Source organism: Bradyrhizobium betae (genome assembly GCF_008932115.1).
Classification (GTDB): domain Bacteria; phylum Pseudomonadota; class Alphaproteobacteria; order Rhizobiales; family Xanthobacteraceae; genus Bradyrhizobium; species Bradyrhizobium betae.
Genome location: NZ_CP044543.1, coordinates 5,627,843 through 5,652,601, shown reverse-complemented (window position 1 = coordinate 5,652,601; position 24,759 = coordinate 5,627,843). Strand labels below are relative to the sequence as shown.

Sequence of the window (24,759 nt, the reverse complement as noted above, 5' to 3'; positions counted from 1 at the left end):
TTAAGCCTCGAGCACAAACTTCCCCGGCGCAGCCGTGGCACGATCAAGCAGCAGTTCGATCTTCGCCACGACATGGGCGATGCGATCGAGAATGTGCTGCAAATTGCGTTGCGCCTGCGCGGCGTCCGCCGACCAGGCCTCGGTGACGAGCCGCCCGCCGACGCAGAGGCGCAATACGGCCTGCGGCGCCTCGTCCGGTCGCTCCAGCCGAACCGGCTGGCCGATCAGGCAGCGCTGCGTGGCGACCTGCCGGTCTGCCGCGCTGCCGCCGATCTCCTCGTTCATGTCGCGCGCCAGCGCCCGGTAAACGGCGGTCGTCTCGGCAATCGAGACCGGCTTGCCGTCGCGCTGCAGCGTGAAGGGGAAGATGGTGGCGTGCGCAAATTCCTCGTCGTCCGGACCGGTCGTCCGGGTCGCGCTGGAAACGCGGCGAAGCGATGGCGACAACGCAATCATGCTGTCGATGCCGGCGGCAAGCTCGGCCAGCACTCTCGTACGGAAAGCCCCTGATACTGTGTAGTAGCTGCCGATCTCCGCGAGCGCCGCCTCCCAGCGCAGCCATTGACCGAAATTCGGCCGGCGTTCGAAGCGCGAGCGCAGCGCCGTCCAGGCCATAGGCCAGTCGCAGCGGCCGGCGTAGTCGAGGACGCCCGGCGCGATCTCACCCAGCCCATCGACGGCGCGAGACAATCCCTTCGGAACCAGCAGCGCGCCGCAGAAGGCGGGGCCGCCGAAAAACTTCGAGCCTGTCATCAGCACCATGTAGCCGCGATCGAGATAACCGCGCAGACGCCGGCGCCCGAGCCGCATCTGGCAGGCATCAACCACAATCTGCACCTGGCCGTTCCAGCGCTTGGCGATCTCGTCGAGGCAGGCCTCGCTTGGGGCACGCCAGCCGAGTTTTGACGAATCCATGATGTGCAACAAAACGCGCCGACCTTGCGCGAGGCTGTCCTGGATTGCACACATTGCAGCGGCATCCGGATCCCGGCGCATCGCTAAGTCGGACGCGTCATCGAGCAGCGGCACTGCGATGCTGTCGCCGGCAAGACCCGCGACCGGGCTGTTCTTGCGCACCGTAAAGCCGCTCGCCGTCAGCGAGCTGAAATGGTGGCCGCGCGCGGTGTGGACGGTGCCGCTGCCGGTCTGGTCGGCGCCGACCACGATCGTCACTGGAGCTGCGCCGAGCACCGCGCGCGCCAGGAACAGCGCGTGGAGCTGCGAGTCCGTCCCCGAAGGCGAGAACACGATGTCGACGCGCGACGGGAGCTGGAGATGGCCGCGCAACTCCTCGCGCATGTCCTCGCAGCGCGCATCGAAGGCGACCTCGACCTCGTCGAACAGGCATTTGTGCATCAGCTCTTCGCGCGCCAGCGCGGCGCGGTCATAAGCCAATTGCGAGATCGTCGAAGCGGTCGACGAGGCGAAATTCCACAGCTCCGGCTCCGGCGAGGCCGCACAACCATAGCCGTTGACGCGATCCCTGGCGTCGAGCGCCAGCCGCTGATCTCCGCCGGAGACGAGCAGCGTGTCCAGTGGCGTGAAGAGATCGCGCAGACGGTAGCGCGAGCCGTCGTCGGGCGTGCGCTCGGGGGTCGACAGACGGGATGCGCCGGCGCTCATCCCGGGAGGCTCACGCCGCATCGGCCGCCGCCGCGGGCGCCGGTGCGAACTGCGAAGCGATGTCGCCGTGGAACACTGACGGCCCGACGTGGTCGAGCGAGCTCTGGATGTCGGCCCAGATCTCCCCGCCCATGTCGGTCCAGCGCTTGCAGAACGCGAAGTCCTCGGACAGATACGTGCCCGTCGCGGGGTCGATCATGCATTCGAACAGGGCGAAGCGGTTCTGGCTCGCCGCCAGCGTATCGTGCGAATGCTCGCGGAAGAATTGCAGGTTCGCATGGTTGGGGTGGCGGCACATCGCTTCCAGCACGTGGCGGCGGATCATCAGGAAGCCGGTGCCGGCGTAGCGCACGCGGGTGAATCCGTTGACCACCACGATGCGGTCGGGGTCCTCGATCTCGAGCACATAGTCGAGCGAGGCGGCCGGCACGTCGGCGCGGCCGGACTGGATCGCCCGCTTCGCCTTGTCCCAGTTGACGCGCTTGATCGGATAGCAGCCGGCAACGACATCCGCGCCGCTTTCGATCAGCCGGAACACCTGTTCGGGCTTGAACCCGATGTCGGCGTCGATGAACAGGAAGTGCGTCGCCTTGGGATCGTCCAGGAACATCGCGGCCAGATTGGCCCGCGCCCGCGTGATCAGCGCGTCACCGTCGCGCAACAGCACCTTGAGCTCGAGATTGGACATGCCGTGCACGGCCCGCTGGAGCGCGAAGATCGAGCTCGCATAAATGCTCGACACCTGCCCGCCGAAGCACGGCGTGGCCACCACCAGCTGCATCTTGTCCGACATTGACGGCTCCGCCCCGCTCAAATCCTCACCAAGAGGTAAAGAGGCATGGTTAACGGCGCCTTAATGCCGCCTTACAGGAATTTGACGAGCGACAGCTGCGCGAGCTTCGAGGTAACCTGGTAGGACGCCTGAAGCGCGTTCTGCAGCGACAGGATCTCGCTGGCGACCTGGTCCGGCGAAGCCGACTCCGCCTGGTCGATGATGGACTGGAGCTGCGCCTTGGCCTGGGTCTGACGCGTGGAGGCGTCCTTCATCGTGTTCTGGGCCATTGCGATGTCGGTCTGGATGTCCTCGATGCGCTGCTCGCCGGGCTGCTTCGTCAGCGCCTGGGTCGTGCGCAGGCTCAGCGCCGCGACCTGGCCGCCGGCATACTGTCCGGTCGGCGAGGTCGAGAACGTCCCGAACACGGCGACCGCCTGCATCTGCTTGCGGATCGCGTCCTCGTTGGCCTGCGCGCCATATTGCACCGTGATGGAATCGTCGACCCGCGCCACCGCGGTCGAGCGCGGCGAGCCGGGCCCGTCATTGCCGGTGTACCATTTCACGGTATTGGCCGAGCCGTTGACCAGCGTCGTCGCCGAGCTTGCCGGCGACGAGCCGACACGCAGCGGCGGTTGCGTGGCGGTGACCGGCGTCGAGCCGAAGCCGAGCGACCCCAGCGCAGCGGTGTTCGAGGTCGTGATGCTCAGGCTTGCCGCATTGTCGGTGTTGATCGTGATCGAGCCGCCATGCACGGTGGAAGGCTTCGAGGTGCCGGTGATCGCGTCGATCTTGCTCATCAGGGTCTGGATGCTGTCCCCGACATTGAGCTGGTTGCCGGTCGCGCCGGAATTGACGAAGGACAGCGTGGTCCCGTTGACGGTGATGGTGTCGCCGGCGACGAAGCCGGGCGAGATCGAGTCCGATGGGCTCGCGCCGGACAGTGCCGTCGCGCCCGTGATCGGCGCAGGCGTCGCCGCCTGGTTGTTGACGGACGCCCCGATCGCCGAGCTCGCGGTGTTGAAGAAATTGTCGCCCGCAGTGACGGCGGATGCCGCCACCAACGAGGTATTGGCGAGCTTGGTGATTGCGGTGTTCAGCGCCGTGTTGAGGTTCGCAGCGGTGTTGTTCGGGTTGACCGGGACGCTCGCGTCGATCGCAAAGCTGCCGAGCGGCGTCGGAATCTTCGTCGATGCCGTCATGTCGATCTGCTCGGTCGAGCCGTCCGGCAGCGTGAACTGGACGCTCAGCTTGTCGCCGTTGTTCGGGTTGACGCCGTTGAGATCGACCGAGAACGACACCGGCGAGCCGCTCGGGCCGGTCACGGTCGCCCCCGTCAGGGTCGAGGAGACCGCCGCGATCTTGAGCCCGAACGGAGATCCCGCGACATCCTCGGACACCTTTACAGAGCTCGGCGTCGGCTGCGTCTGCACCAACCGGCCCATGCCGTTGGCGCCGAGGTCGGCGGCCTGACGCTCCGCCATCACGGTCTTCAGGCCCGCCTGCGTCGTGGTGCCGTTGATGATGTCGCCGGCATTGGCGACCGACTGCGTGTTGAACGCCGTCCCGGAGAACAGATAGCGATTGCCCGACTGGGTGTTGAGGACGCCGACCATCGAGCCGAACTGCGCCGCGGCGGTGTTCTGCGCGACCGTCTGTCCGTTGACGTTGAGATCCTGCGCGGTGGTGGCGGACCCGGTCTGCACCGTGTTGCGGATCGTCGTCAGCGACTGCAGCGCCGTGTTGGCGAGGTTGATGTTGACGTTGACGTTGGTGATCGTGTCGGTATAGGCGGCGATGTTGGAGATCTGCGAGCGCCCGGCGATCGCAAAGCCCTCGTTGGTGCCCATGCCGGAATAGTTCTGCGACAGCTTGCCGGTCGAGAGCTGCGTCGACAGGTCGGTGAGCTGCTGGTTGATGTTGCGGATCTGCGAGCCGAGAACCGACGAAGAGTAGTTGATGCTGCTGATCGACATGGTTCAGGGCCCTGTACTGGTTACACTTGCGCCTGGAGCAACGTATTCATCATGGTCTGCACCACCGACATGACGTGGGCGTTGGCGGCATAGGCATTCTGGAGCTGGATCAGGTTCGACATCTCCGAGTCGAGATTGACGCTGGAGGTCGAGTTGAACTTCGCCTGGAGCGTCGAGACCACGACACTCTGGCCCTGCTGGAGCTGGGTCGCCTGCGTCGCGGCATTGCCCTGAACGCTCAGGAACTGCTGGAGGTAGTTCGAGACACTGCCGGTGAAGGGCTGGTTCGCCGAGCCGAGGCCGGTCTGCGGCGAATAGGAGAACACCGCATTGGTCAGCTGCGAATAGAGATAGTCCGAGCGCGTGGTATCGCCCGTGGGCGTCACCGGCGAGGTGCTGTAGACCGACAGCCTGGTTGGATCGGCGGCCAGCTGCGTGTTCACCGCGATGCGCCCGGCAAGGCCGGTCATCTGCGAGCCCGACGCCGTGATCGCGCCGGTGTAGAGCGCCTGCCCGCCATCGGTGAACAGCGGCAGTTGCGGATTGCCCGAGGTCAGCGACGATATCGTCTTGGTGCTTGAGGACGAATTGACCTTGGCAAGGCCGGTATTGTCGTCGGTGACGCGCAGCGTCGTGGCCGTCGCCGGCGACGACGCGGCGGCGAATGTCAGATGCGCGCCTGACAGCGCGGTGTTGAGCGCGGAGGCGATCGCGCCCATGCCGCCGGAGAAGTTCACGCCGATCTGCATCGGGTTGGCGTTGGTGGCGTTCTGCAGCGGCAGGGCGGCCGGATCGGTCACGTTGACGAGCGTGATCTGGCGCTGGGTGTTGGTGGTCGTGTCGGTATAGCTGATGTTGACGGTGTTGCCCGGCTGCGCCCCGGCAAGATCGATGTCGAAGCCGGCGGGCGGGCCGGAGACGGTGCTGCCCGTCGTGGTCTTGTCCGACAGCGCGCTCGACATCGTGGCGGCGAGCTGGTCGATCTGGTTCTGCGCCTGCACCAGCGTCTGGTCGCGCAGCTTCAGATCGGCCGCGACCTGCCCGGAGGACACCACGTTGTTGGCGACGACGTCGACCATCGAGCCGTTCGGAAGCTTGATGTTGAACGCGCCGACGCCCGACTTGGCCGGATCGATGTTGTACTGCGAGGTCGCTGTCAGGGCGCCGGCCGACGCGAACGAGAACTGCGAGGCGAGCCCCGCGCCGACGAGCTGGATCCCCGTGGTGGTGTAGATGTTGGCCTGGTTCGACCCGTCGGTGGTGACGCGGACGTCGACGTATTTCGACAGCGTGTTGATGGCCTGGTCGCGCTGGTCCATCAGCGTCGCGGCGGACGGATCGTTCGCCGACAGGCCCTGGAGCTTGGTGTTGATGTCGGCGATCTGGTTCATCGCCAGATTGGCCTGCTGCGCCGAGCTGCCGAGGTCCTGCTCGACGTTGGAGCGCAGCGACTGGATGCCCTTGGTGGTGACGTTGAGCTGCTGCGCCAGCGTCTGAGCCGCACCGACTGCCACCGTCTGCGCCGACGACGAGCCCGCACTGGTCGACAGCGCCTGCAGCGCGGTGGTGAAATTGTTCAGCGCGGTTTCGAGCGTGCCGCTGTTGCCCGGCGTGCCATAGACATTCTGAAGCTGCTTCAGGATGCTGGCCATCTGGTCGGCGTAGCCGCTGCCGCCGGTCTCTGTGCGCAGCTGGTTCAGCACATAGGTGTCGAGCTCCCGGCTGACGCCGGTCGTCATCGCCGTCGAACCGAAGTCGCCGGTGGTGACCTCGATCTGGTTCGCCTTCTGGACGACGTAACCCGGCGTCTGCGAGTTGGCGACGTTCGAGGAGACGATCGAGAGCGCGGCCTGGTTGGCACGCAGTCCGCTCATCGCACTGGCAAGGGCTGAACTCAAACCCATGTGGACTTACCCGCCTTTGGTTACGTCACGCGCCGGTCAGCGCAATACGTTGAGGAGGTCCTGCACCATCGAATTCGCCGTCGTGATCACCTTGGTGTTGGCCGAATAGGCCTGCTGGGTCACGATCAGCTTGGTGAACTCGTCGGCGATGTCGGTGTTCGAGCCTTCCAGCGACGAGCCGCTGATGCTGCCCGAGGCGCCGTCGATGGCGGTTCCCGACTGTTCGGTCGCGGCGTAAGCGCCGCCGTCCATCGCCTTCAGATAGTTGGTGCCGTTGAAGTGCGACAGCGTCACCTGGGCGAGGTTGAGGTTCTGGCCGTTCGAGAAGGTGCCGACCACGAGGCCGCTGTTGTTGACGGAGACGGAGCGGAGCTGACCGGCGGCGTAGCCGTTCTGCGTGATGGTGTTGATGGTCACCGCGCCGCTGGTGCTCGCATATTGCGTCAGCCCTCCCGTGGAGATGTTGAAGGCGACCGAGCCGAGCGATTGACCGCTGACGGAGACGTTGTTGATGGTGATGCCGGAACCGCTCGGCGAGGTCAGCGAGCCGTCGCTGGCGAAGGTGAAGGCCTGTCCGGTGTTGACCCAGCCGACCGTCGTGCCGGTCGCGTTCGGATCGGTCTGGTAGAACATGTTCCAGGTATCGGCATGACCCGCGCCCAGCGCGGCGCTGTCGGTCTTGGCCCAGCGCAATTGCAGATTCACGGGCGTGCCGGCGGCGTTGTAGGCCGTGACCGCGCCGCCGCTGATCGATTCCTTGGTGAAGGTCGAGATGTCGTTGCCGATCACCCCGCCGGTGCCGGCGGTGCCGCCGCCATTGCGGTTCTTGGTGATGGTCGAGGTGAAACCGAGCGCGGCGAAGGCGGCGCTGTTGGAGCTCGACACCGACAGATTGGCCGCCGTGCCGGTGTTCAGCGTGATCACGCCACCAGTGCTGACGGCCGAGCCCGAGGCGCCCGCGAGAGCATCGATCTTGCCGAGCAGGGTCGTGATGTTGTCGGTGACGTTGATCTGGTTCGTGCCTGACGCGCCCGAGGCCATGAAGGTCAACGTCTGACCGTCGACCGTGATGGTGTCACCAGCGGCGAAGCCGGACGAGAGTACCTGGGCGCCGCCAGCGGTCGCGGAGCCGCTCAGCACCGTGGCGCCCGAGATCGCGGGCGAGGACAGCACGTTGCCGCCGCGCGTCACGCTGCTGATGCCGAGGGCCGTGGCTGCCGTGCCGCTGTTGACTGCCACGTCGGTGCCGGTGCCGCTCGAGATCACGATGTTGCCGCTGGCGCTCAGCGAGGCCGTGACGCCCGCGCCGCCGGCGGTCTGGATCGCGCTCAGGATGCTGGCCACCGTGGCCGTCGTGCCTGCGCCGAGACCGATCGTGGTATTGCTGCCGGCCGTCGTGACCGTGGTGCCGGCGTTGAAGGTGATCGTGTTGCCGTTGATCGTCAGGGTCTGGCCGCTCAGCGCGGAGAGGATGCTGGAGGCGAGATGGGTGCCCACGGTGTTGTCGAGGGACGTGGTGGTCGAGGCCACCGCCGAGGAGTTGTTCTGGAGTGCAGTCGTGCCCGTCGCCGTCGTCGACGAATAGGCCGAGCGGATGTTGCCGGTGGCGGCTGCACCGGACGCCGTCGCGTTGGTGTAGGGCGCGGGCGGCGTGCCCACCGGCAGCGGGTTGGCCGCGAAATCCGATGGGTTCAGGCCACCTTCCGCCAGCAGCGAGCCGCTCGCCGCCGTCGTGCTCGCCGAGGTGTTCGGCTGGGTCGGCAGGTTGGCCGCGTACTGGATCGAGGTGGTCGCCTGCGCCGGGATGAAGTTGTTCTGGAATTTCAGCACCGTCGACACGCTGCCGGTCGGGTTGCCGGTCTTGGAGTCGACCGCGACGCCCATCAGATAATAGCCGGCGCCGTTGACCAGATTGCCGTTGGCATTGAGCTGGAAGTCGCCGCGGCGGGTGTAGTAGGTGACGCCGCTGAACACCGGCACGTTGTCGACGGTGCCGGTCGCCTTCTGGATCGAGAAGAAGCCGTCGCCGGTGATCGCCATGTTGGTGGCGACGCTGGAGGACGAGATCGTGCCCTGCGTGGTGATGGTGGCCTTGGCGTTGGCCGTCACGCCGCCCGCGACCTGCTTGCTCGGCGTGGAGGAGTCGGGGATGAGGTCGACGAAGCTGGTGCCGATGCCCTTGTAACCGGTGGTGGATGAGTTCGCGATGTTGCCGGAAATGTTCTGCAGCGCGTAGGACTGCGCCTGCAGGCCACCCACCGAGGTGTTCATTGCATCGAAGATACCCATAACTTTGTCTCCAAATCCGATCTCGGCGGCCGGTCGACCAGGGCCGCAGTCGGGGGAGACAGTCGCAAGGGCTATGCCAATGCGGGTATTCTCAGGAAATCAATGACTTAGAGAGACTGCCCCGGTCGGATGACCGGGGCACAATTGCCGGGGCCGGCAACAATTGCCGGGGCATGAGGTCACATGAAGCCTACGTCGCCGACGCCGCAGCCGGGTGAAACACCAGCCCGAAACCGTCGATGCAGTAGCGCAATCCGGTCGGCTTGGGGCCGTCGTCGAAGACGTGGCCGAGATGGCCGCCGCAGCGCCGGCAATGCACCTCGGTGCGAAGCATGCCGTAGGTGCGGTCCTCGGTCTTGCCGACATTGCCCTCGATCGGCTGGTAGAAGCTCGGCCAGCCGGTGCCGCTCTCGAACTTGGTGTCGGACGCAAACAGCGGCAGGTCGCAGCCGGCGCAGGCGAAGACGCCCTTGCGGTGTTCCTTCAGCAACGGGCTGGAGCCCGGCCGCTCGGTGCCCTCCTTGCGGAGAATTTCGTATTGCTGCGGCGTGAGCTGGGCGCGCCACTCGGCGTCCGTCTTCTCGATCTCGAATTTTTGCGCGGCCTTCTCGCCGGCCTCGGCAGGCGTTCCTCTCAGCCAGCGGAAAGCCGAAAGGCCGAACAGGCCGGCGACGGTCGTTAGCAGGATGCGGCGGTCAAACATCTCATTCTCCGTGCGCGGGGAGTCCCACGTCCTGAGATACGGGCTCTAACGGCCGACGTTACACTTCCGGGCGGAATTTTTCGCAGGATTATTGCGAGACGCCGCCGTCATGCGGGGCCGGTTCCACCTCTCCGGCCGCGGGTTGCGGCGGCGGGGCCGGTCGCGGCCGGAGACCTGGAGGGACATTTGGCCGGGCACCTGGCGGCGGACGGCGCGGGCCAGTTCCGGCGGCCCGGTTGGCTTCGGCCAGCCGCGCCTCGCGCTCCCGGTCCTTGAGCCTGGCCCGCTCGCGGTAGCGGGCCAGCGAGCCTGCCGCGGCGGAACTCGCCCTGCCCCAGACCCCGACCAGCTGGCCCGCGACCCGCCCGGTCGCGCCCCCGGCCCAGACCAGCTCGAACGGCGAGAACAGCTTCCAGCGCTCGTCGCCCCACAGGATGCTGCGCGCGATCAACTGTCCGGCCATGGCCGAGGTGTTCATGCCCTGGCGGCCGAACCCGCTCGCCACCCACAGGCCTTTGCGCAACTGGCCGATCTGCGGCATGCCGTGCACGGTCTGGCCGGTGGCGCCGCCGAACATGTCGGTGATCGCGACATCGCCGAGCTCAGGGAAGATCGATCGGATCCGCCGCCTGACGCTGCCTGCAAAGCGCTGCGGACGTGCCGCCCAGGTGGTCTCCGGGCTTTCCCACATCAGCCGGTCGCCGTCGACGATCCGGAAATGGTCGACGCCGTCGGAATCCATCACCGATCCCTTGAAGGCGATGATCTCGTGCAGACGCTCGCCGAGCGGCGCGGTGATGCCGGCATAGCGCCAGACCGGCAGCAGCGTCTCCGACAGGCGACGCAGCGGCGCGCCAAGGTGGATGTTGCCGGCGAGCACGATGTGGGTGGCGCGCAGCCGCGCCGAGGGCGTGACGATGCGCTTGCGGATGCCGGAATGATCGATGCTGACGACCGGCGTGTCCTCGAAGATGCGGGCGCCTGCCCGCCGCGCCAGCGCCGCAAGGCCGTGCACGTATTTGCGGCCGTCGACCTGGAATCCCCGGGGATAGTAGACGCCGTGGAAGTAATGGTCGGTCTTGAGCGCCTCGCGGACGCGATCGACCTGCCAGCCCTCGACCTCGGTGTCGAAATCCTCGTGAAGCATCTGCAGCCGGCTGATAAGCCGGTCGCCGGCATCGACATTGGAGACCTCCAGCACCCCGTCGCTGGGCCCGATCCCCGGCATGTTCGCCTCGGTGGCGTTGGCCCGGACGAACTCGGCGCCCTCCTTCGACATCGCCCACAATTCGCGCGCGTCCTCGAAGCCGATGCGCTCGATCAGTTCCGTCAGCGGCAGCGCGAAGCCCGGCATCACGGTGCCGAGCTGGTTGCCGGAGGCGTTCCAGCCGATTTGGCGCCCCTCGAGCACCGCGACGCTGGCCCCGAGCCGGGCCGCCTCCAGCGCGATCGAGAGCCCGGCGAGCCCGGCCCCGATGACGCAGATGTCGGCGTCGAGATCGAACGACAGCCGCGCACGGTCGCGAAAGCCGGCTTCTTCCTGGGCTACGCTTGTGAAAGTCTCGCTCATGTCGTTTTCTTAGAGCATGATCCGGAAAAGTGTGCAGCGGTTTTCCGAAAAGATCATGCTCCAAACGAAAATTTTACGCGGGACGAGGGTTTGTCCTGATCTCGTCGCGCTTTAAAGGACCGTGCGGGCCGTTGTCACCTTGTCCTCAGCCGGCGCCTGTAGATGATCCATCTGGACTATCCTGGACCTGTAACGATTCGAGAATGCCATGCGCCGTTTGATGCTGCTGCGTCACGCCAAGACCGAGACCGACGCGCCGAGCGGCCGTGACCAGGATCGCCGCCTCGACGACCGCGGCCACAAGGACGCGGCCCGGATTGGCGACTGGATCGCCACCCATCCCCCTTCCCCGATGCGGTGCTGGTGTCGCACGCCGTCCGTGCCAGGCAGACCTGGGATGCCGCCTGGGAGACGATGAAGGACCGCGTCGCGGCGCCGCAGGTCGAGGTCGTGCCGGAACTCTACGGCGCCGATTCCGCGCAGATCCTGGAATCCATTCGCACTGCAACCGCCCCGGCCGACCCGAAGCAATTGCTGCTGATCGCCCACAATCCCGGCATGCACGAGGCCGCGTTGATGCTGATGGGCAGTGGCGATCCTGATGGCGCCAAGGCGCTGGCCGATAACCTGCCCACCGCGGGGCTTGCGATCTTCGACTTTGACGTCAAGGATTGGAACGACGTAGCCTACCGCCGCGGCAAGCTGGTGCTGTTCGTGAGTCCAAAGCTGCTTCGGTAACGCAAGGCTGCTTCGATCGGGTTGATCGCGCGACGTGCCGGGAAGACGTCCTGACCGGAAGATTTGGAGGCGCAGATGTTCAAGTCCATCCTCGTGCCGATCGACCTCGCCGACACCGACCTCGCCAAGCCGGCGATCGCCACCGCGGCAACGCTGTCGCAAACCTGGAGCGGCGTCGTGCGCCTGCTCAACGTATTGCCGATGACGCCGGTGATGCTGGCCGAATACGTGCCGGCCGATTTCGACGAACAGCAGCGCCAGACCTCGGAAGAAGCCCTCGCCATCGTCGCGCGTGAATCCGGCATCGACGCGGCGCGCATCTCCAGCGTGGTGCGCCAGGGCGGCATCTACCACGAGATCCTCGAGGAAGCCGTGCACATGAAGGCCGATTTGATCGTGATGACCTCGCACCGGCCGGCGATGCGCACCTATTTCCTCGGCTCCAACGCCGGCCATGTCGTGCGCTACGCGAAATGCTCGGTGCTGGTGGTCAGGCACTAGCTCGGAGCGAACTCCACTCTCTTGCCCCGGACGCAGCGCAGCACTCCCGGCGATGCGAAGCATCGTCCGGTGTGATGCGCTGCAGAGCCGGGGCCCATGCGTCAAGGAATGCCGCGGCCTGCTGGGTCCCGGCTCTGCGCAGCAACGCCTAAAGCGCGTTTACGCGCGTCTTCGATGCGCTATGGGGCGTTGCAGCGCGTCCGGGACACGAGAGCCTGGCTACAAGATATCGCGTTGCCCGACGGGCAAAACACCCAAGCGATCGGTCAATCCGCGCAGCCAAAAATATTCGTCTTTACAGAAATTCGGAATAGGCGGATATTGCGCGCACTCCGGCCCAAGGAAGAGGGGCGCATCGCGATCGTCACGAACGCGGGCCGGACGGCGGTGGACGTGGGCCACATCGGTGCGAGGGTGATCGCAGGGCGGGAAACCGTGAGCGAGGCACATCGCACGCACGACCGGTGTGATCCGCGTACGGCAAAATCGTGTGGTCCTGGCGCCCGCAGGCTGGCGTCAAGCGTTGCGGTGATGGGTGGGGTCCAACCGGACTCGCGCATCAGCCATCCGCAAGGCGACGGGGGCAAGAGTGCATCGCTCCCCGGGGAGAGCGCGACATAAGCCGTAAAGCCACTGCGCAGGGAAGGCCGGGATGTCCTGGCTACACCTGTATGCCGCTGTGCAGATTCTTGTTGCCACCTTCGCACAGTGGACCGTGGGTGCCCGGCCGGCACCCGGTCTTCCCTGCGCCCTCTTTCGTTTGAGGGTGACGCGAGATGTAAAGCTCGGGCGAAACACGCCGCGAGGATGCGAAGCTGTGTCTAACGCTTCAGAAGTCGAATGAAGGGCGACGGCCCGGCTGCATCTCGGCCGTTCATCCTTCGAGGCTCGACTTGCGATGCTATCGCATCGCAAATCTCGCACCTCAGGATGACGGAATGGACATTGTCGCCGCGGCGAGATTCTGGCTGCGCTCGCAATGACGATGCGGAAGCAGTTGCGCCCGAGACCGCGGTCTCGTGCCCCGGACGTTGCGCAGCGCTCCCGGCGATGCGAAGCATCGTCCGGTGTGGTGCGCTGCAGAGCCGGGGCCCATGTCGCAGCGAGTACCGCGGCCTGCTGGATCCCGGCTCTGCGCAGCAGCGTAAGAACGCCGCAGCGCGTCCGGGACAAGAGCCGAAGCGCTCACAGATACCGCGTCAGCTCGGCCTTGAACTGGCCGTACACCGCGTCCTCGATCTGGCTGCGGTTGATCCCGATGTCGCGCAGGGCGCGGTCGTCGAGCTCGTTCAGCGTCTTGACGGCGGTGCGGTGCTCGAGACGATCGAACAGGGCATAGGCGGCGTTGACGAGCGTGCTGAAAAATCCGCCCGACGAGGCTGGGCGTAAACTCCGCCCCGCAGTTTGGGAAATCGTGGTCATGTTTCTTCTCCGGCCTGTGGTCTACGCGGCGAAGCGGATGCCGTTGGCACAGACGCCTGAGCGTTTGCACCTCATTTGCCATCGGATTGCTCTCGCTCTCCTCGGCACAATCGCGGACCTTGATGGAACTTAAATGCTCCAGTACATTGCTCGGAGCAAGAAAAACATTGCTCTCGGTGCAATAATGTCCAAGTTCGAGTACGTGAAGCTTGCCGATGCTATTGCCTCGGATATTTCTAACGGCACGTTAAGGCCGGGCGACCGCCTGCCGCCGCAGCGCAATTTTGCCTATGACCGTGGCATTGCGGTCTCGACCGCGAGCCGTGTTTATACGGAGTTGCTCCGTCGCGGCCTCGTCGTCGGCGAGGTCGGCCGCGGCACCTTCATCTCCGGCGACATCAGGCGCGAGGTCGAGGCGCTGAGCGAGCCGCGCGACGCGCGGATTGACTTCGAGGTCAATTACCCGCTGCTGCCGCAACAATGGGCGATGATCGCCAAGAGCCTTGCGGGGCTCGAGCGCGTCGACGCGCTCGAATCCGCGCTACGCGTCTCGACCAGCACCGGCACCAAGAGCGCGCGCAACGCAGCCGCGGCCTATCTCGCGCGCAAGGATTTTGCGCCGCAGGCCGAGCAGATCGTCTTCACCGCCAACGGCAAACAATCACTCGCGGCAGCTCTCGCGGCGCTCGTCCCCAACGGCGGCCGCTGCGGCGTCGAGGCGCTGACCTATCCCTACGTCAAGAGCATCGCGGCGCGCTTGGGCGTGACGCTGGTCCCGATTCCGATGGACGAATTCGGCGCGCGTCCCGATGCGATCCAGAAGGCGCATCGCGAAGCGCATCTGTCGGCGCTGTATCTGCAGCCGATCATCCAGAACCCGCTCGGCGTCACCATGAACGCGACGCGGCGCGCCGACATCATGCGCGTCGCCGAGAAGCTCAATCTCACCATCATCGAGGATGCCGTCTACGGCTTCCTCGCCGACGACACGCCGCTCGCGGCGCTCGGGCCCGACCGCTGCATCGTGATCGACAGCCTGTCCAAGAAGGTCGCGCCCGGACTTGCACTCGGCATCATGGTCTCACCGCCGCATTTGCGCGAGAGCGTGATGGGCGCGGTCCGCACTGGCGGCTGGATCGCCTCTGGCCACGCGCTCGCCTCCGGGCAGCGGCTGATGGCCGACGGTACCGTCGCCGAGCTGACACGGCTGAAACGGATCGACGCCACGCGCCGCCAGCACACCGCGGCACGGCTGCTCGCCGGCTACCAGCTCGCGGCCGACCCGCGCTCCTATCATCTGTGGCTGACGCTGCCGCCGCACTGGCGCTCGCAGACCTTCGTCGCCGCGGCCGCCCGGCGCGGCATTGCACTGACGCCGTCCTCGACCTTCGCCATCGCGCATGGACATGCACCGAACGCAGTGCGGCTCGCGCTCGCACCGCCCTCGCCCGAGCAACTCGATTCCGGCCTGCGCACGCTCGTCTCGCTGCTCGCCACCAAGGAAGAGGATTTCGACTCGACGGAGTAGCGATCTCCTCGCGCGTTAAGGCAGCAAGGCCTTCGGCACGCGATCGAAGCCGTAGCTCTGCGGCTGGTTGCGCCGGACGAAGCCGCCGACCTGCCAGGTGAACAGCGCGGCAAAGCCGAGGATGAACAGTGCGCCGGCGAACTCGCCGATCATCAGCGCGCGGATCAGCAGCCCCGTCATCGCCACCGCCAGCACGGCCAGGAACGCCAGCACCGCGGCATAAGTGTTGCGGCCGAGGCCTGCCGTCAGCGTCGCGCCGCTGCCGGCCTTCGCCATCCGCGCGTGCAACGCGAGGATGAACGCGCGAAAACCGTTGTCCTGCGGCGCCACCAGCGCCGGGGTCTGCCAGCTCGTCGACAGGATCCTGATGCGGCCGCCACCGGCGTGGCTGACATCGGCGCGAAAGCGGTGCTGCTGCATCGACACCGGGCGGAACGACAACCTGACAGCACTGATCTCGTCATAGCGCCAAAGGCCGGAACGGCCGGAGATGTGCCAGGACAGCCCCTCGTCCGTCAGCTCGAAGCGATGCGCCGAACCGATCAGCGACGCCTTGTAGGCGTAGCTCACACCCGAGGGCGCCTCAGCTTCCGAAACCGGCATCTCGACGATCAATCCCCTCCGCGCAATCCCCTGCGCGCGATCCGGTCCGCGATCCGCTTGCACGATCGCCCTCGCCCATCCTACAAGCGGGACATGGCTGAGACGACCTTTTTTCCGCGACGCCTTATCCTCGGCGCCGCCGTGATCTCCGGCGTGCTGCTCGCGCTCGCGGTGCACATGCTGGGCGCGCGCTACGGGCTCGACCTCGGCGGCCTCTGGCACTCCGACACACATGAGTTCATTCCCGCGGGCGCGGCGATCGCCTGGTGGCTGATCGCCACGGTCGGTTTTTCCGGCGGCTATTTCACCGCGACGTTGATGCAGAGCGCCGCCGACGGCCAGATCCCGCAGCGCATGCGGCAGTTCCTGATCGGGGTCGGCGTGCTCCTGCTCGCGGGTGCGGGCCAGGTGGCTTCGGCGCCGAGCCCGACCGTGTCGGGCGTGCTCGCCGGGCTGGCCGCGCTCTGCCTCGGCGCGGTGATGGCGTTCTGCGGTGCGCATTTCGCGCTGCGCCGCGGCTGAACACGAAAACGCCGCGCGATATCGCCGGGCAGTCGATCGTCTCCACCTGCGTCCCGTGCATCCTGAACACCTCCGCGAGCCGCGTCACGTGCCGCTTGGTTTCCTCGAGGTGCGTCAAAAAGCCCTGCTTCAGCGGCGGGGCGGTCGCCTTGTCCGCCATTTTCGGCAGTCGCTTGACGAGCTGCTGCTCGATGCGGTGCGAACCGGCGCGCGGCATCGACGTTCCAGAAAAGCCCGGGATCCCTTGCGCTGGAACAATGCCGGCGACGGGCGGATTTGAGATGATGCCCGCCATACGGGCGCACGATCCGCCGGCTGCGTCACGACTCATATGCTTAACGCGCGCCCATATGAACCACATATGACAAAGCGGCCGGTCCAACGCAGAACCTATCCTTGTCAAGGGCTGCACAAGTCGCTGTTTTTGCCTTAAATGAATTACATCATGCCTAGCGATCGACGCCCGGTTCGGGCAGTGATCGTATCCGACCGGCCAATGTCTGGCCTGGTCGGTTTTGCCCCCCGCCGGGAGGACGAATGCACGGACTGCTGCCCGCGCTGAAGCGCGGCTTCAAGAGATGGATCGGCTGGCGACGGCTCGGCATTGCCGCGAGCGTCTTCATCATCGCCTTCGCCGTTACCACGCTGGTGCGGACCCTCAAGGGGATCGATACCGGCGTCATCCTGACCGCGCTGACTGAAATCCCCCGCGCCAATATCGGGCTGGCGGCGCTCTGCGTCGTCTTCGCGTTCTGTACGCTGACCTTCTACGACTTTTTTGCGCTGCGAACGATCGGCAAGAAACACGTGCCCTATCGCATCGCAGCACTTTCCAGCTTCACGTCCTATTCGATCGGCCACAACATCGGCGCCACCGTGTTTACCGGCGGCGCAATCCGATTCCGGATCTATTCGGATTACGGGCTGAACGCGATCGACGTCGCCAAGATCTGCTTCCTGTCCGGCCTGACCTTCTGGCTCGGTAACATCTTCGTGCTCTCGATCGGCATGGTCATTCATCCGGATGCTGCCACCTACATGGATCAGCTGCCGCCGTCGATCAACCGGCTGATCGGGTTCGGGGGCCTGGCCTCGATCGGCGCCTATCTGACCTGGCTGTGCATGGGCGAGAAGCGCCGCGAGCTCGGCCAGAAGGGCTGGAAGGTGATGCTGCCGTCGGCGCCGCTGACGCTGGTGCAGATCATGATCGGCGTGGTCGATCTCGGCTTCTGCGCGCTGGCGATGTACCTGCTGGTGCCGGCCAATCCACATATCGATTTCCTGTCGCTCTCCGTCGTGTTCATCCTGGCGACGCTGCTCGGCTTTGCCAGCCACGCCCCCGGCTCGCTCGGCGTGTTCGACGCCGCCATGCTGGTGGCGCTGCCCGAATTCGGCCGCGAGCAGCTGCTGGCGACCTTGCTGGTGTTCCGCATCCTCTATTTCATGATCCCGTTCGGTCTGGCCATCTCCATCATGGGCACGCGCGAACTCTGGATGAACGTGGTCGAGCCCTGGCAGGAGCGGCGGCGGCTGGCGGAAGCCTGCGCCCAGGCCAATTTGCCCAAGCAGGTGGCAGCGATGGAGCGCGAGCGGTCGCTGCGGCAGGCCAGCAAGCGTTAAGAGGCTGGCCGGTCCAAACAAGGGTTGCGGGCGGCGGAGCAATCCTCTCTTATTTCCGCCTCAACTTTGCCGTTGAACACGCGGGCCATGATCCCTTTATCCTTTCGTACCCTCTCCGCAGGCGCTCTGCTGCTTGCCGGAATTCTGACGTCTTTGCCGCTCCAGCACGCCGCCGCGCAGGACGCCGGCGCCATGCAGATCAATTGGGAGGTGCGCAACCGCTTTCGCCTCTTTCGCGAAGAGCGCGACTTCCTGCTCCACGTCGAGAACGCGCGTAACCGCAGCATTCTCGCCGCCGAGCAGTCGCTGGAGCTGCAGAGCGAGGGCCGCGGCTGGGCCCGCAACATGGTCAACCGGCTCTGCATCGACCTGCAGGGCCGCGTCAACCAGCCCTGCACCCGCGACAACGTCAAAGAGAATTACATCACCCCGATCGACCACCCGGTGACTGTGCGCCTGACCGGCGCGGTGCCGGTCGGCGCCACCTGCGCCTGGTCGTTCGACGACGGCGACGGTCCGCAACAATCGACCTTCGACTGCGCCGAGCCGATCAATCTGCGCGTCCGCTACGGAAAGCAGACGGTCGCGAGCGTCGACGTCTCCTCCGGCGCCGATCCGACCCAGCGCGTCCAGACCGAGATCCAGGTCCGCGACATCTTCGTCGCCGGCCTCGGCGACAGCATCGCCTCCGGCGAAGGCAATCCGGACCGGCCGCTGGCGCTGTCGGACGAAGGCTTCTGCTTCCGCTCCTATCTCGGCACCGCCGGCGCGCAGTACTACCGGCCGAGCCGCGCCGGCTACAAGGGCGGCCGCGCCTGCGAGGCGCCGGACACGCTCGCCAACTGGCAGCGCTACGGCGCGCTCTGGTTCAACTCGCCCTGCCACCGTTCGCTCTACAGTTACCAGGCCCGCACCGCGCTCGCGCTCGCGGTCCGCTACACCCACATCGCGGTGACCTTCCTCCCGCTCGCCTGCACCGGCGCCAGCATCAGCGATGGCCTGCTCGGTTCGCAGCGTGCCCGCGAATGCCCGCCCGGCAAAACCGGCGTCTGCAACACCAGTTTGAACGCGCAGGTCGCCGAGCTGCGCGAAGCGCTCACCGCCGCGAAGAAGCGCCAGCCCGAGCGCAACCTCGACCTCGTGCTGCTCTCGGTCGGGGCCAACGATGTCTATTTCTCCGGCCTCGTCGCCGACGTGATCGTCGAGACCGCTACCGAACGCGCGATTTTCCGCCGCTCGGGCGTGATGGCGAGCGTCGACGATTCCCGCGATGCGCTCGCCCGCGAACTGCCGCAGAATTTCGTGAAGCTGCGCGAGGCGCTGAAACCGCTGGTCGGCGGCGACCTCTCGCGCGTGGTCTATGTCTCCTACGCCAATCCCGCGCTCGCCGACGGCGGCGTGCCCTGCCGCGGCGGCCGCGCCGGCTTCGACATCCATCCGTCCTTCAACGCCGACCCGCAGCGTCTCGCCCGCGTTTCGACGTTCGTCGACACCGAGTTCCTGCCGCAACTGAAGGGTCTCGCCACCTGCACGCGCGGCGCGCTGTGCCGCGATCCCGAAGCCGACCGCATGACCTTCGTGGATTCGCATCAGGCCGCGTTCGCCGATCACGGCTTCTGCGCTCATGCCGGCAACGATCCCGAATTCGACCGCACTTGCTTTGCCGAGAACGGCCAGAGCTTCAATCCGGATATCGTCAGTGCGGCGAGCCAACCGATGCTGTGCGGTCGCGGCGCCTCCGAATATCGCGCCTACCTGCCGCGCGCGCGCTGGATCCGCGACGCCAATGACAGTTACTTTGCCGCGATGACCTATCCGCAAGGCCTGCCGGCGGCGAGCCAGCCGACCGATATCCACGACGCCACCTGGGGCGTGCTGTCAGCCGTCTATGGCGGCGCGGTTCATCCAAGCGCCGAAGGCCACGCCGCGATGGCGGACGCCACGCTGCCGGCGGCGAGCTCAGTGCTCGGGCTCGACGCCGTGCCGCCGGGCGTCACACGCGGGCTGCTCGCGCCGTTGTTGGGCACGCAGCAGTAGAAGCGAGAACGGACTCTTTTCAGCGTTCCATCAATCCAAAAACGGCATCAATCAATACTCCCTTCAACTTGGACACTCTGCCGCACGCGCCTCTAGGAGTCGTGGTGAGGAAACAGTTCGAGTTCTAAGGAGGCGCCTGATGAGCGCAGTTGTGTCCGCAGCGGGCGTGAGGAGGTCTCGCGTCAGGCTGTTCATCGTGACCATGTTGTTCCTGGTCACGACCGTGAACTATGCCGACCGCGCCACGCTGTCGATCGCCGGTCCCGCGCTCTCCAAGGAGCTGCATCTCGATCCCGTCGCCATGGGCTGGGTCTTCTCGGCGTTCGGGTGGTCCTATGTGATCGCGCAGGTGCCGGGCGGCTGGCTACTCGACCGTTACGGCTCGCGCGTCGTCTATGCCTTCAGCATCATCGTCTGGTCGCTGTTCACGATGATGCAGGGCTGGGTCGGCTTCTTCAGCGCCGGCACCGCCATCGCCGTGCTGTTCGGCCTTCGCTTCCTGGTCGGCATCGCGGAGGCACCCTCCTTCCCGGCCAATGCCCGCATCGTCGCGGCCTGGTTTCCCAGCAGCGAGCGCGGCACGGCTTCCGCCTTCTTCAACTCCGGCCAGTATTTCGCCACCGTGATCTTCGCGCCGCTGATGGGCTGGATCGCGCACGACTACGGCTGGCGCTACGTGTTCTTCGTGATGGGCGCGCTCGGCGTGATCATGGGCCTTGCCTGGATCAAGACCATCTACGGCCCGAAAGAGCACCCCGGCATCAACGACGCCGAGTTCGATTACATCAAGGAAGGCGGCGCGCTGGTCGATCTCGACGCGCCGAAAGGCGAGCGCGCGCCGGACTCCGGCCCCCGCTGGGACCACATCCGCCAGCTGCTCTCCAACCGCATGATGCTCGGCGTCTATCTCGGCCAGTACTGCATCAACACGCTCACCTATTTCTTCCTGACCTGGTTCCCGGTCTACCTCGTCAAGGAGCGCGGCCTGTCGATCCTGCAAGCCGGCTTCGTCGCGACGCTGCCTGCGCTGTGCGGATTCATCGGCGGCGTACTCGGCGGCGTCATCTCCGACACGATCCTGCGCAGGACCGGCTCGCTGACCATGGCGCGCAAGATCCCGATCGTCGGCGGCATGCTGCTGTCGATGTCGATCGTCGCCTGCAACTATGTCGACGGACAGGCGCTCGTGGTCGGCTTCATGGCGCTCGCCTTCTTCGGCAAGGGCATCGGCGCGCTCGGCTGGGCGGTCGTCTCCGACACCTCGCCGAAGGAAGCCGGCGGCGTCTCCGGCGGCCTGTTCAACACCTTCGGCAACCTCTCCTCGATCTCGACCCCGATCGTGATCGGCTACATCCTGGCGGCGACCGGCTCCTTCAACGGCGCGCTCGTCTTCGTCGGCGCCAACGCGCTGGTGGCCGCCTTTGCCTATCTCGTGGTGGTCGGCAAGATCGAGCGGGTGGTACTCAAACGTTCCTCCTGAGCGTTCCAGGTGAGCGGAGCGGGACAGGCAACTCAACGGCGGCTCAAAAGGCCGCCGTCTTTGTTTTGGGGATGATCGATGCTAGAAGTGCCGGGGAAGCGCCTTATCCATCTAAGGCATGTATCGATGTTCGACCTCAACCAGCTCCGCTGTTTCGTTACGGTGGCCGAAGAACTGCACTTCGGCCGCGCCGCCGCGCGGCTGAACATGACCCAGCCACCGCTGTCGCGGCAGATCCAGGTGCTCGAGCACATCATCGATGCGCCGCTGCTGGAGCGGACCAGCCGCTCGGTGCGGCTGACGCCGGCCGGGCGCAGCTTCCTGCCGGAAGCGCGGCGCATCCTGAAGCTTGCGGAGAGCGCTTCGCAGGTCGCCCGCCGCATCGCGCTCGGCAAGACCGGCTCATTGAAGATCGGCTTCACCGCGGCCGCCGCCTACGGCTTCCTCCCCGAATTGGTCGCGGCCTGCCGCGCCAAGCTGCCGGAGGTGGATTTTTCGCTGAAGGAGATGGTCTCGGGCGATCAGTTCGAGGCGCTCAGTTCCGGTCAAATCGACGCCGGCCTGCTCCGCCCGCCGATCGCGCGCCCCGAAGTGGCCAGCCGCCGCGTCGTCGCCGAACCCCTGCTCGCCGCGATCCCGAAGAAGCATCCGCTGGCGAATGCCGACACCATCACCATCAAGGATTTCGACGACCAGCCCTTCGTGATGTATTCGCCCTATGAGAGCGGCTACTTTCACGATCTACTGGTCGCGCTATTCACCCGCGCCGACGTGTTGCCGCGCTACGTCCAGCATCTCAGCCAGATCCACTCGATCCTCGCCATGGTGCGGGCCGGCCTCGGCCTCGCCATCGTGCCGGCCGCAGCTGCCGGGCTGAAGATCTCCGACGTCCGCCTGCGTCCTCTGAAGCTGCGCACGCGCATTCCGGTCGAGCTGTTCATGGTCTGGCGGCGCGACGACGAAAATCCGCTGCTGTCGGCACTGATCAAGATCGCAGGTGAATTGTCCTCCGCGGACACGATGGAAGATTGATGCTGATTTCGCATTGGTCGATATAGGCTTTGGCTTGGACGCGCATTGAACGGTCTCCTAAACCACGGCGCATGGACGCGCACGCTTGCGTCCTCCACAACACCGGACAAGGGAGCCGCGCCCATGAGCAAGATGACCCCGCAGGAAATGGCCCAGAAGATCGGATCGGGCCTCCTGTCCTTCCCCGTCACACCCTTCAAGGCGGACTACTCCTTCGACGAGGCGACCTACCGCGCCAACATGGACTGGCTGTGCGGCTATGATGTCGCAGGTCTGTTCGCCGCCGGCGGCACCGGCGAGTTCTTCTCGCTGACGGCGAGCGAAGTGCCAGAGATCGTCAAGATCGCCGTGGACGAGACCAAGGGCCGCGTGCCCGTGCTCGCCGGCACCGGCTACGGCACCGCCACCGCCCGCGAGATCGCTATTGGCGCGGAGAAGGCCGGCGCCGACGGCCTGCTGCTGCTGCCGCCCTATCTCACCCATTCCGAGCAGGACGGACTTGCCGCCCATGTCGAGGCGGTCTGCGCCTCCGTGAAGATCGGCGTCATCGTTTACAATCGCGACAACGCCATCCTGCAGCCCGACACGCTCGCCCGCCTCGCCGAGCGCTGCCCGAACCTCGTCGGCTACAAGGACGGCATCGGCGACATCGAGCTGATGACCCGCGTCTATACCAAGCTCGGCGACCGCCTGACCTATATCGGCGGACTGCCCACCGCGGAGACCTTCGCGCTGCCCTATCTCGACATGGGCGTGACGACCTACTCCTCGGCCGTGTTCAACTTCGTTCCGGAATTCGCCACCAACTTCTATGCCGCGGTGCGCAAGCGCGACCATGCGACCATCCACGCCGGGCTGAAGGACTTCATCCTGCCGCTGATCGCGATCCGCAACCGCAAGAAGGGTTACGCAGTCTCGATCATCAAGGCCGGCATGAAGGTGATCGGCCGCGATTCCGGCCCGGTCCGTCCGCCGCTGACCGATCTCACCGAGCAGGAGATCGCGGAGCTGGCCGCGCTGGTGAAGAATCTGCCCGCCATTCGATCGTCACAACAGGCTGCAGAATAACAGACGACAACAGGGAGGAGCGTGCGATGGCCGAAACCAATATTTCTGGTGCACCGGTCGTTACGTCGATGCAGGTGATCCCGGTCGCCGGCCGGGACAGCATGCTCCTCAATCTCAGCGGCGCGCATGCGCCGTTCTTCACCCGCAACATCGTCATCCTCACCGACAATGCCGGTCACACCGGCGCCGGCGAGGTGCCGGGGGGCGAGAAGATCCGGCAGACGCTCCAGGACGCCCGAGATCTCGTGATCGGCAAGACCGTCGGCGCGATGAACAACATCCTCGCCGACGTCCGCACCGCCTTCGCCGACCGTGATGCCGGGGGCCGCGGCAAGCAGACATTCGACCTGCGCGTGATGATCCACGCGGTCACGGGAATCGAATCCGCGCTGCTCGACCTGCTCGGCCAGCATCTCAATCTGCCCGTTGCCGCCCTGCTCGGCGAAGGCCAGCAGCGCAGCAGCGTCGAGACGCTCGGCTACCTGTTCTTCGTCGGCGACCGCCGGAAGAGCAAGCTCGACTACGTCAAGGGCGAGACCGGCAAGGCGGAATGGTTCAACCTCCGCCATCAGGAGGCGATGACGCCGGAAACCGTGGTGCGGCTCGCGGAAGCCACCCATCACCACTACGGCTTCGCCGATTTCAAGCTCAAGGGCGGCGTCTTGCGCGGCGAGCAGGAGATCGAGGCCGCCACCGCGATCGCCAAGCGCTTTCCTAACGCGCGCGTCACGCTGGACCCGAACGGGGCCTGGTCGCTCGATGAAGCGATCGGCCTCTGCAAGAACATGCATGGCATCCTCGCCTATGCCGAGGACCCCTGCGGCGCCGAGGTCGGCTTCTCCGGCCGCGAGATCATGGCCGAGTTCCGCCGCGCAACTGGCCTGCCGACCGCGACCAACATGATCGCGACCGACTGGCGCCAGCTCTCCCATGCCCTGCGCTTGGGGGCGGTAGACATTCCGCTCGCCGATCCCCACTTCTGGACCATGCAGGGCTCGGTGCGCGTCGCCCAGACCTGCCGTGACAACGGCCTGACCTGGGGCTCGCACTCCAACAACCATTTCGACATTTCACTCGCGATGTTCACCCATGTCGGCGCGGCCGCCCCCGGCAAGGTCACGGCGATCGACACCCACTGGATCTGGCAGGATGGCCAGGCGCTCACCAAAGAGCCGCTCCAGATCAGGGGCGGCAAGATCGCCGTGCCGGAACGTCCGGGCCTCGGCATCGAGATCGACCGCACGGCCATCGAGGCCGCGCATGAGCTCTATAAACAGCATGGACTTGGCGCCCGTGATGACGCTATTGCCATGCAGGACTTGATCCCGGGCTGGACGTTTGACGACAAGCGCCCATGCCTTGTGCGCTAAG

General features: G+C 65.9%; 18 protein-coding genes and 2 pseudogenes. 10 read left to right on the top strand and 10 right to left on the bottom strand.

Annotated elements, in window-relative coordinates; genetic code table 11:
- From F8237_RS27090 to F8237_RS27060, 7 genes are all read right to left on the bottom strand, one after another.
- Complete coding sequence (locus F8237_RS27090; RefSeq protein WP_151649279.1) at positions 1 to 1,644, bottom strand: hypothetical protein; 1,644 nt, start codon at positions 1,642 to 1,644, stop codon at positions 1 to 3.
- Positions 1,634 to 2,416, bottom strand: a complete 783-nt coding sequence (locus F8237_RS27085) for a hypothetical protein (protein WP_151649278.1) — start codon at positions 2,414 to 2,416, stop codon at positions 1,634 to 1,636. Before F8237_RS27085 ends, F8237_RS27090 begins: the two co-directional genes overlap by 11 nt.
- A gap of 71 nt (positions 2,417 to 2,487) precedes the next feature.
- Positions 2,488 to 4,371 (bottom strand): flagellar protein, encoded by a 1,884-nt coding sequence (locus F8237_RS27080; protein ID WP_151649277.1) that lies wholly within the window; start codon positions 4,369 to 4,371, stop codon positions 2,488 to 2,490.
- Positions 4,372 to 4,391: 20 nt separating this feature from the next.
- The gene (gene flgK / locus F8237_RS27075) at positions 4,392 to 6,275 is read right to left on the bottom strand and encodes a flagellar hook-associated protein FlgK (protein WP_151649276.1); all 1,884 of its coding nucleotides are present in this window, start codon (positions 6,273 to 6,275) and stop codon (positions 4,392 to 4,394) included.
- A 36-nt stretch (positions 6,276 to 6,311) separates the two neighbouring features.
- Positions 6,312 to 8,564, bottom strand: coding sequence for a flagellar hook-basal body complex protein (locus F8237_RS27070; protein WP_151649275.1), 2,253 nt, complete (start codon positions 8,562 to 8,564; stop codon positions 6,312 to 6,314).
- A gap of 190 nt (positions 8,565 to 8,754) precedes the next feature.
- Positions 8,755 to 9,267: a peptide-methionine (R)-S-oxide reductase MsrB gene (gene msrB, locus F8237_RS27065; RefSeq protein WP_151649274.1), complete on the bottom strand. Its 513-nt coding sequence runs from the start codon at positions 9,265 to 9,267 to the stop codon at positions 8,755 to 8,757.
- A gap of 88 nt (positions 9,268 to 9,355) precedes the next feature.
- Positions 9,356 to 10,837 carry an NAD(P)/FAD-dependent oxidoreductase gene (locus tag F8237_RS27060; RefSeq protein ID WP_151649273.1) on the bottom strand — a complete coding sequence of 494 codons (1,482 nt, stop codon included), beginning with the start codon at positions 10,835 to 10,837 and terminating at the stop codon, positions 9,356 to 9,358.
- A gap of 208 nt (positions 10,838 to 11,045) precedes the next feature.
- Here F8237_RS27060 and F8237_RS27055 point away from each other — a divergent pair.
- Positions 11,046 to 11,575 (top strand): annotated as a pseudogene (locus F8237_RS27055) (SixA phosphatase family protein).
- A 75-nt stretch (positions 11,576 to 11,650) separates the two neighbouring features.
- Entirely contained in the window at positions 11,651 to 12,076 is a 426-nt protein-coding gene (locus F8237_RS27050) for a universal stress protein (protein WP_151649272.1), read from the top strand.
- Between the two features lie 1,185 nt (positions 12,077 to 13,261).
- Here the strand turns inward: F8237_RS27050 and F8237_RS27040 are convergent.
- Positions 13,262 to 13,498, bottom strand: a complete 237-nt coding sequence (locus F8237_RS27040; protein ID WP_151649271.1) for a DUF1127 domain-containing protein — start codon at positions 13,496 to 13,498, stop codon at positions 13,262 to 13,264.
- 184 nt (positions 13,499 to 13,682) lie between these two features.
- Here F8237_RS27040 and F8237_RS27035 point away from each other — a divergent pair, with 184 nt between their 5' ends.
- The gene (locus tag F8237_RS27035; protein WP_162006237.1) at positions 13,683 to 15,026 is read left to right on the top strand and encodes an aminotransferase-like domain-containing protein; all 1,344 of its coding nucleotides are present in this window, start codon (positions 13,683 to 13,685) and stop codon (positions 15,024 to 15,026) included.
- 15 nt (positions 15,027 to 15,041) lie between these two features.
- On the opposite strand, the gene F8237_RS27030 is transcribed toward F8237_RS27035, so the two are convergent.
- Complete coding sequence (locus F8237_RS27030) at positions 15,042 to 15,629, bottom strand: hypothetical protein (protein WP_151650684.1); 588 nt, start codon at positions 15,627 to 15,629, stop codon at positions 15,042 to 15,044.
- A gap of 93 nt (positions 15,630 to 15,722) precedes the next feature.
- Here F8237_RS27030 and F8237_RS27025 point away from each other — a divergent pair, with 93 nt between their 5' ends.
- Positions 15,723 to 16,151, top strand: coding sequence for a hypothetical protein (locus tag F8237_RS27025; protein ID WP_151649269.1), 429 nt, complete (start codon positions 15,723 to 15,725; stop codon positions 16,149 to 16,151).
- A 19-nt stretch (positions 16,152 to 16,170) separates the two neighbouring features.
- Here the strand turns inward: F8237_RS27025 and F8237_RS27020 are convergent.
- Positions 16,171 to 16,341, bottom strand: a pseudogene (locus F8237_RS27020) (DUF892 family protein); the annotation flags it as partial.
- 347 nt (positions 16,342 to 16,688) lie between these two features.
- Here F8237_RS27020 and F8237_RS27015 point away from each other — a divergent pair.
- The 6 genes from F8237_RS27015 to gudD all read left to right on the top strand — a co-directional run bounded on the left by F8237_RS27015 (position 16,689) and on the right by gudD (position 24,758).
- Positions 16,689 to 17,771 (top strand): lysylphosphatidylglycerol synthase transmembrane domain-containing protein, encoded by a 1,083-nt coding sequence (locus F8237_RS27015; RefSeq protein ID WP_151649268.1) that lies wholly within the window; start codon positions 16,689 to 16,691, stop codon positions 17,769 to 17,771.
- 87 nt (positions 17,772 to 17,858) lie between these two features.
- Positions 17,859 to 19,808, top strand: a complete 1,950-nt coding sequence (locus F8237_RS27010) for an SGNH/GDSL hydrolase family protein (protein ID WP_151649267.1) — start codon at positions 17,859 to 17,861, stop codon at positions 19,806 to 19,808.
- A 139-nt stretch (positions 19,809 to 19,947) separates the two neighbouring features.
- Positions 19,948 to 21,288 (top strand): MFS transporter, encoded by a 1,341-nt coding sequence (locus F8237_RS27005; protein ID WP_162006236.1) that lies wholly within the window; start codon positions 19,948 to 19,950, stop codon positions 21,286 to 21,288.
- Between the two features lie 126 nt (positions 21,289 to 21,414).
- Positions 21,415 to 22,320, top strand: coding sequence for a LysR family transcriptional regulator (locus F8237_RS27000; RefSeq protein WP_151649266.1), 906 nt, complete (start codon positions 21,415 to 21,417; stop codon positions 22,318 to 22,320).
- Between the two features lie 123 nt (positions 22,321 to 22,443).
- Positions 22,444 to 23,388: a 5-dehydro-4-deoxyglucarate dehydratase gene (kdgD, locus tag F8237_RS26995; RefSeq protein WP_151649265.1), complete on the top strand. Its 945-nt coding sequence runs from the start codon at positions 22,444 to 22,446 to the stop codon at positions 23,386 to 23,388.
- A 26-nt stretch (positions 23,389 to 23,414) separates the two neighbouring features.
- On the top strand, positions 23,415 to 24,758 hold the full coding sequence (gudD, locus tag F8237_RS26990) for a glucarate dehydratase (protein WP_151649264.1): 1,344 nt from the start codon (positions 23,415 to 23,417) through the stop codon (positions 24,756 to 24,758).
- Position 24,759: the final 1 nt, after the last annotated feature.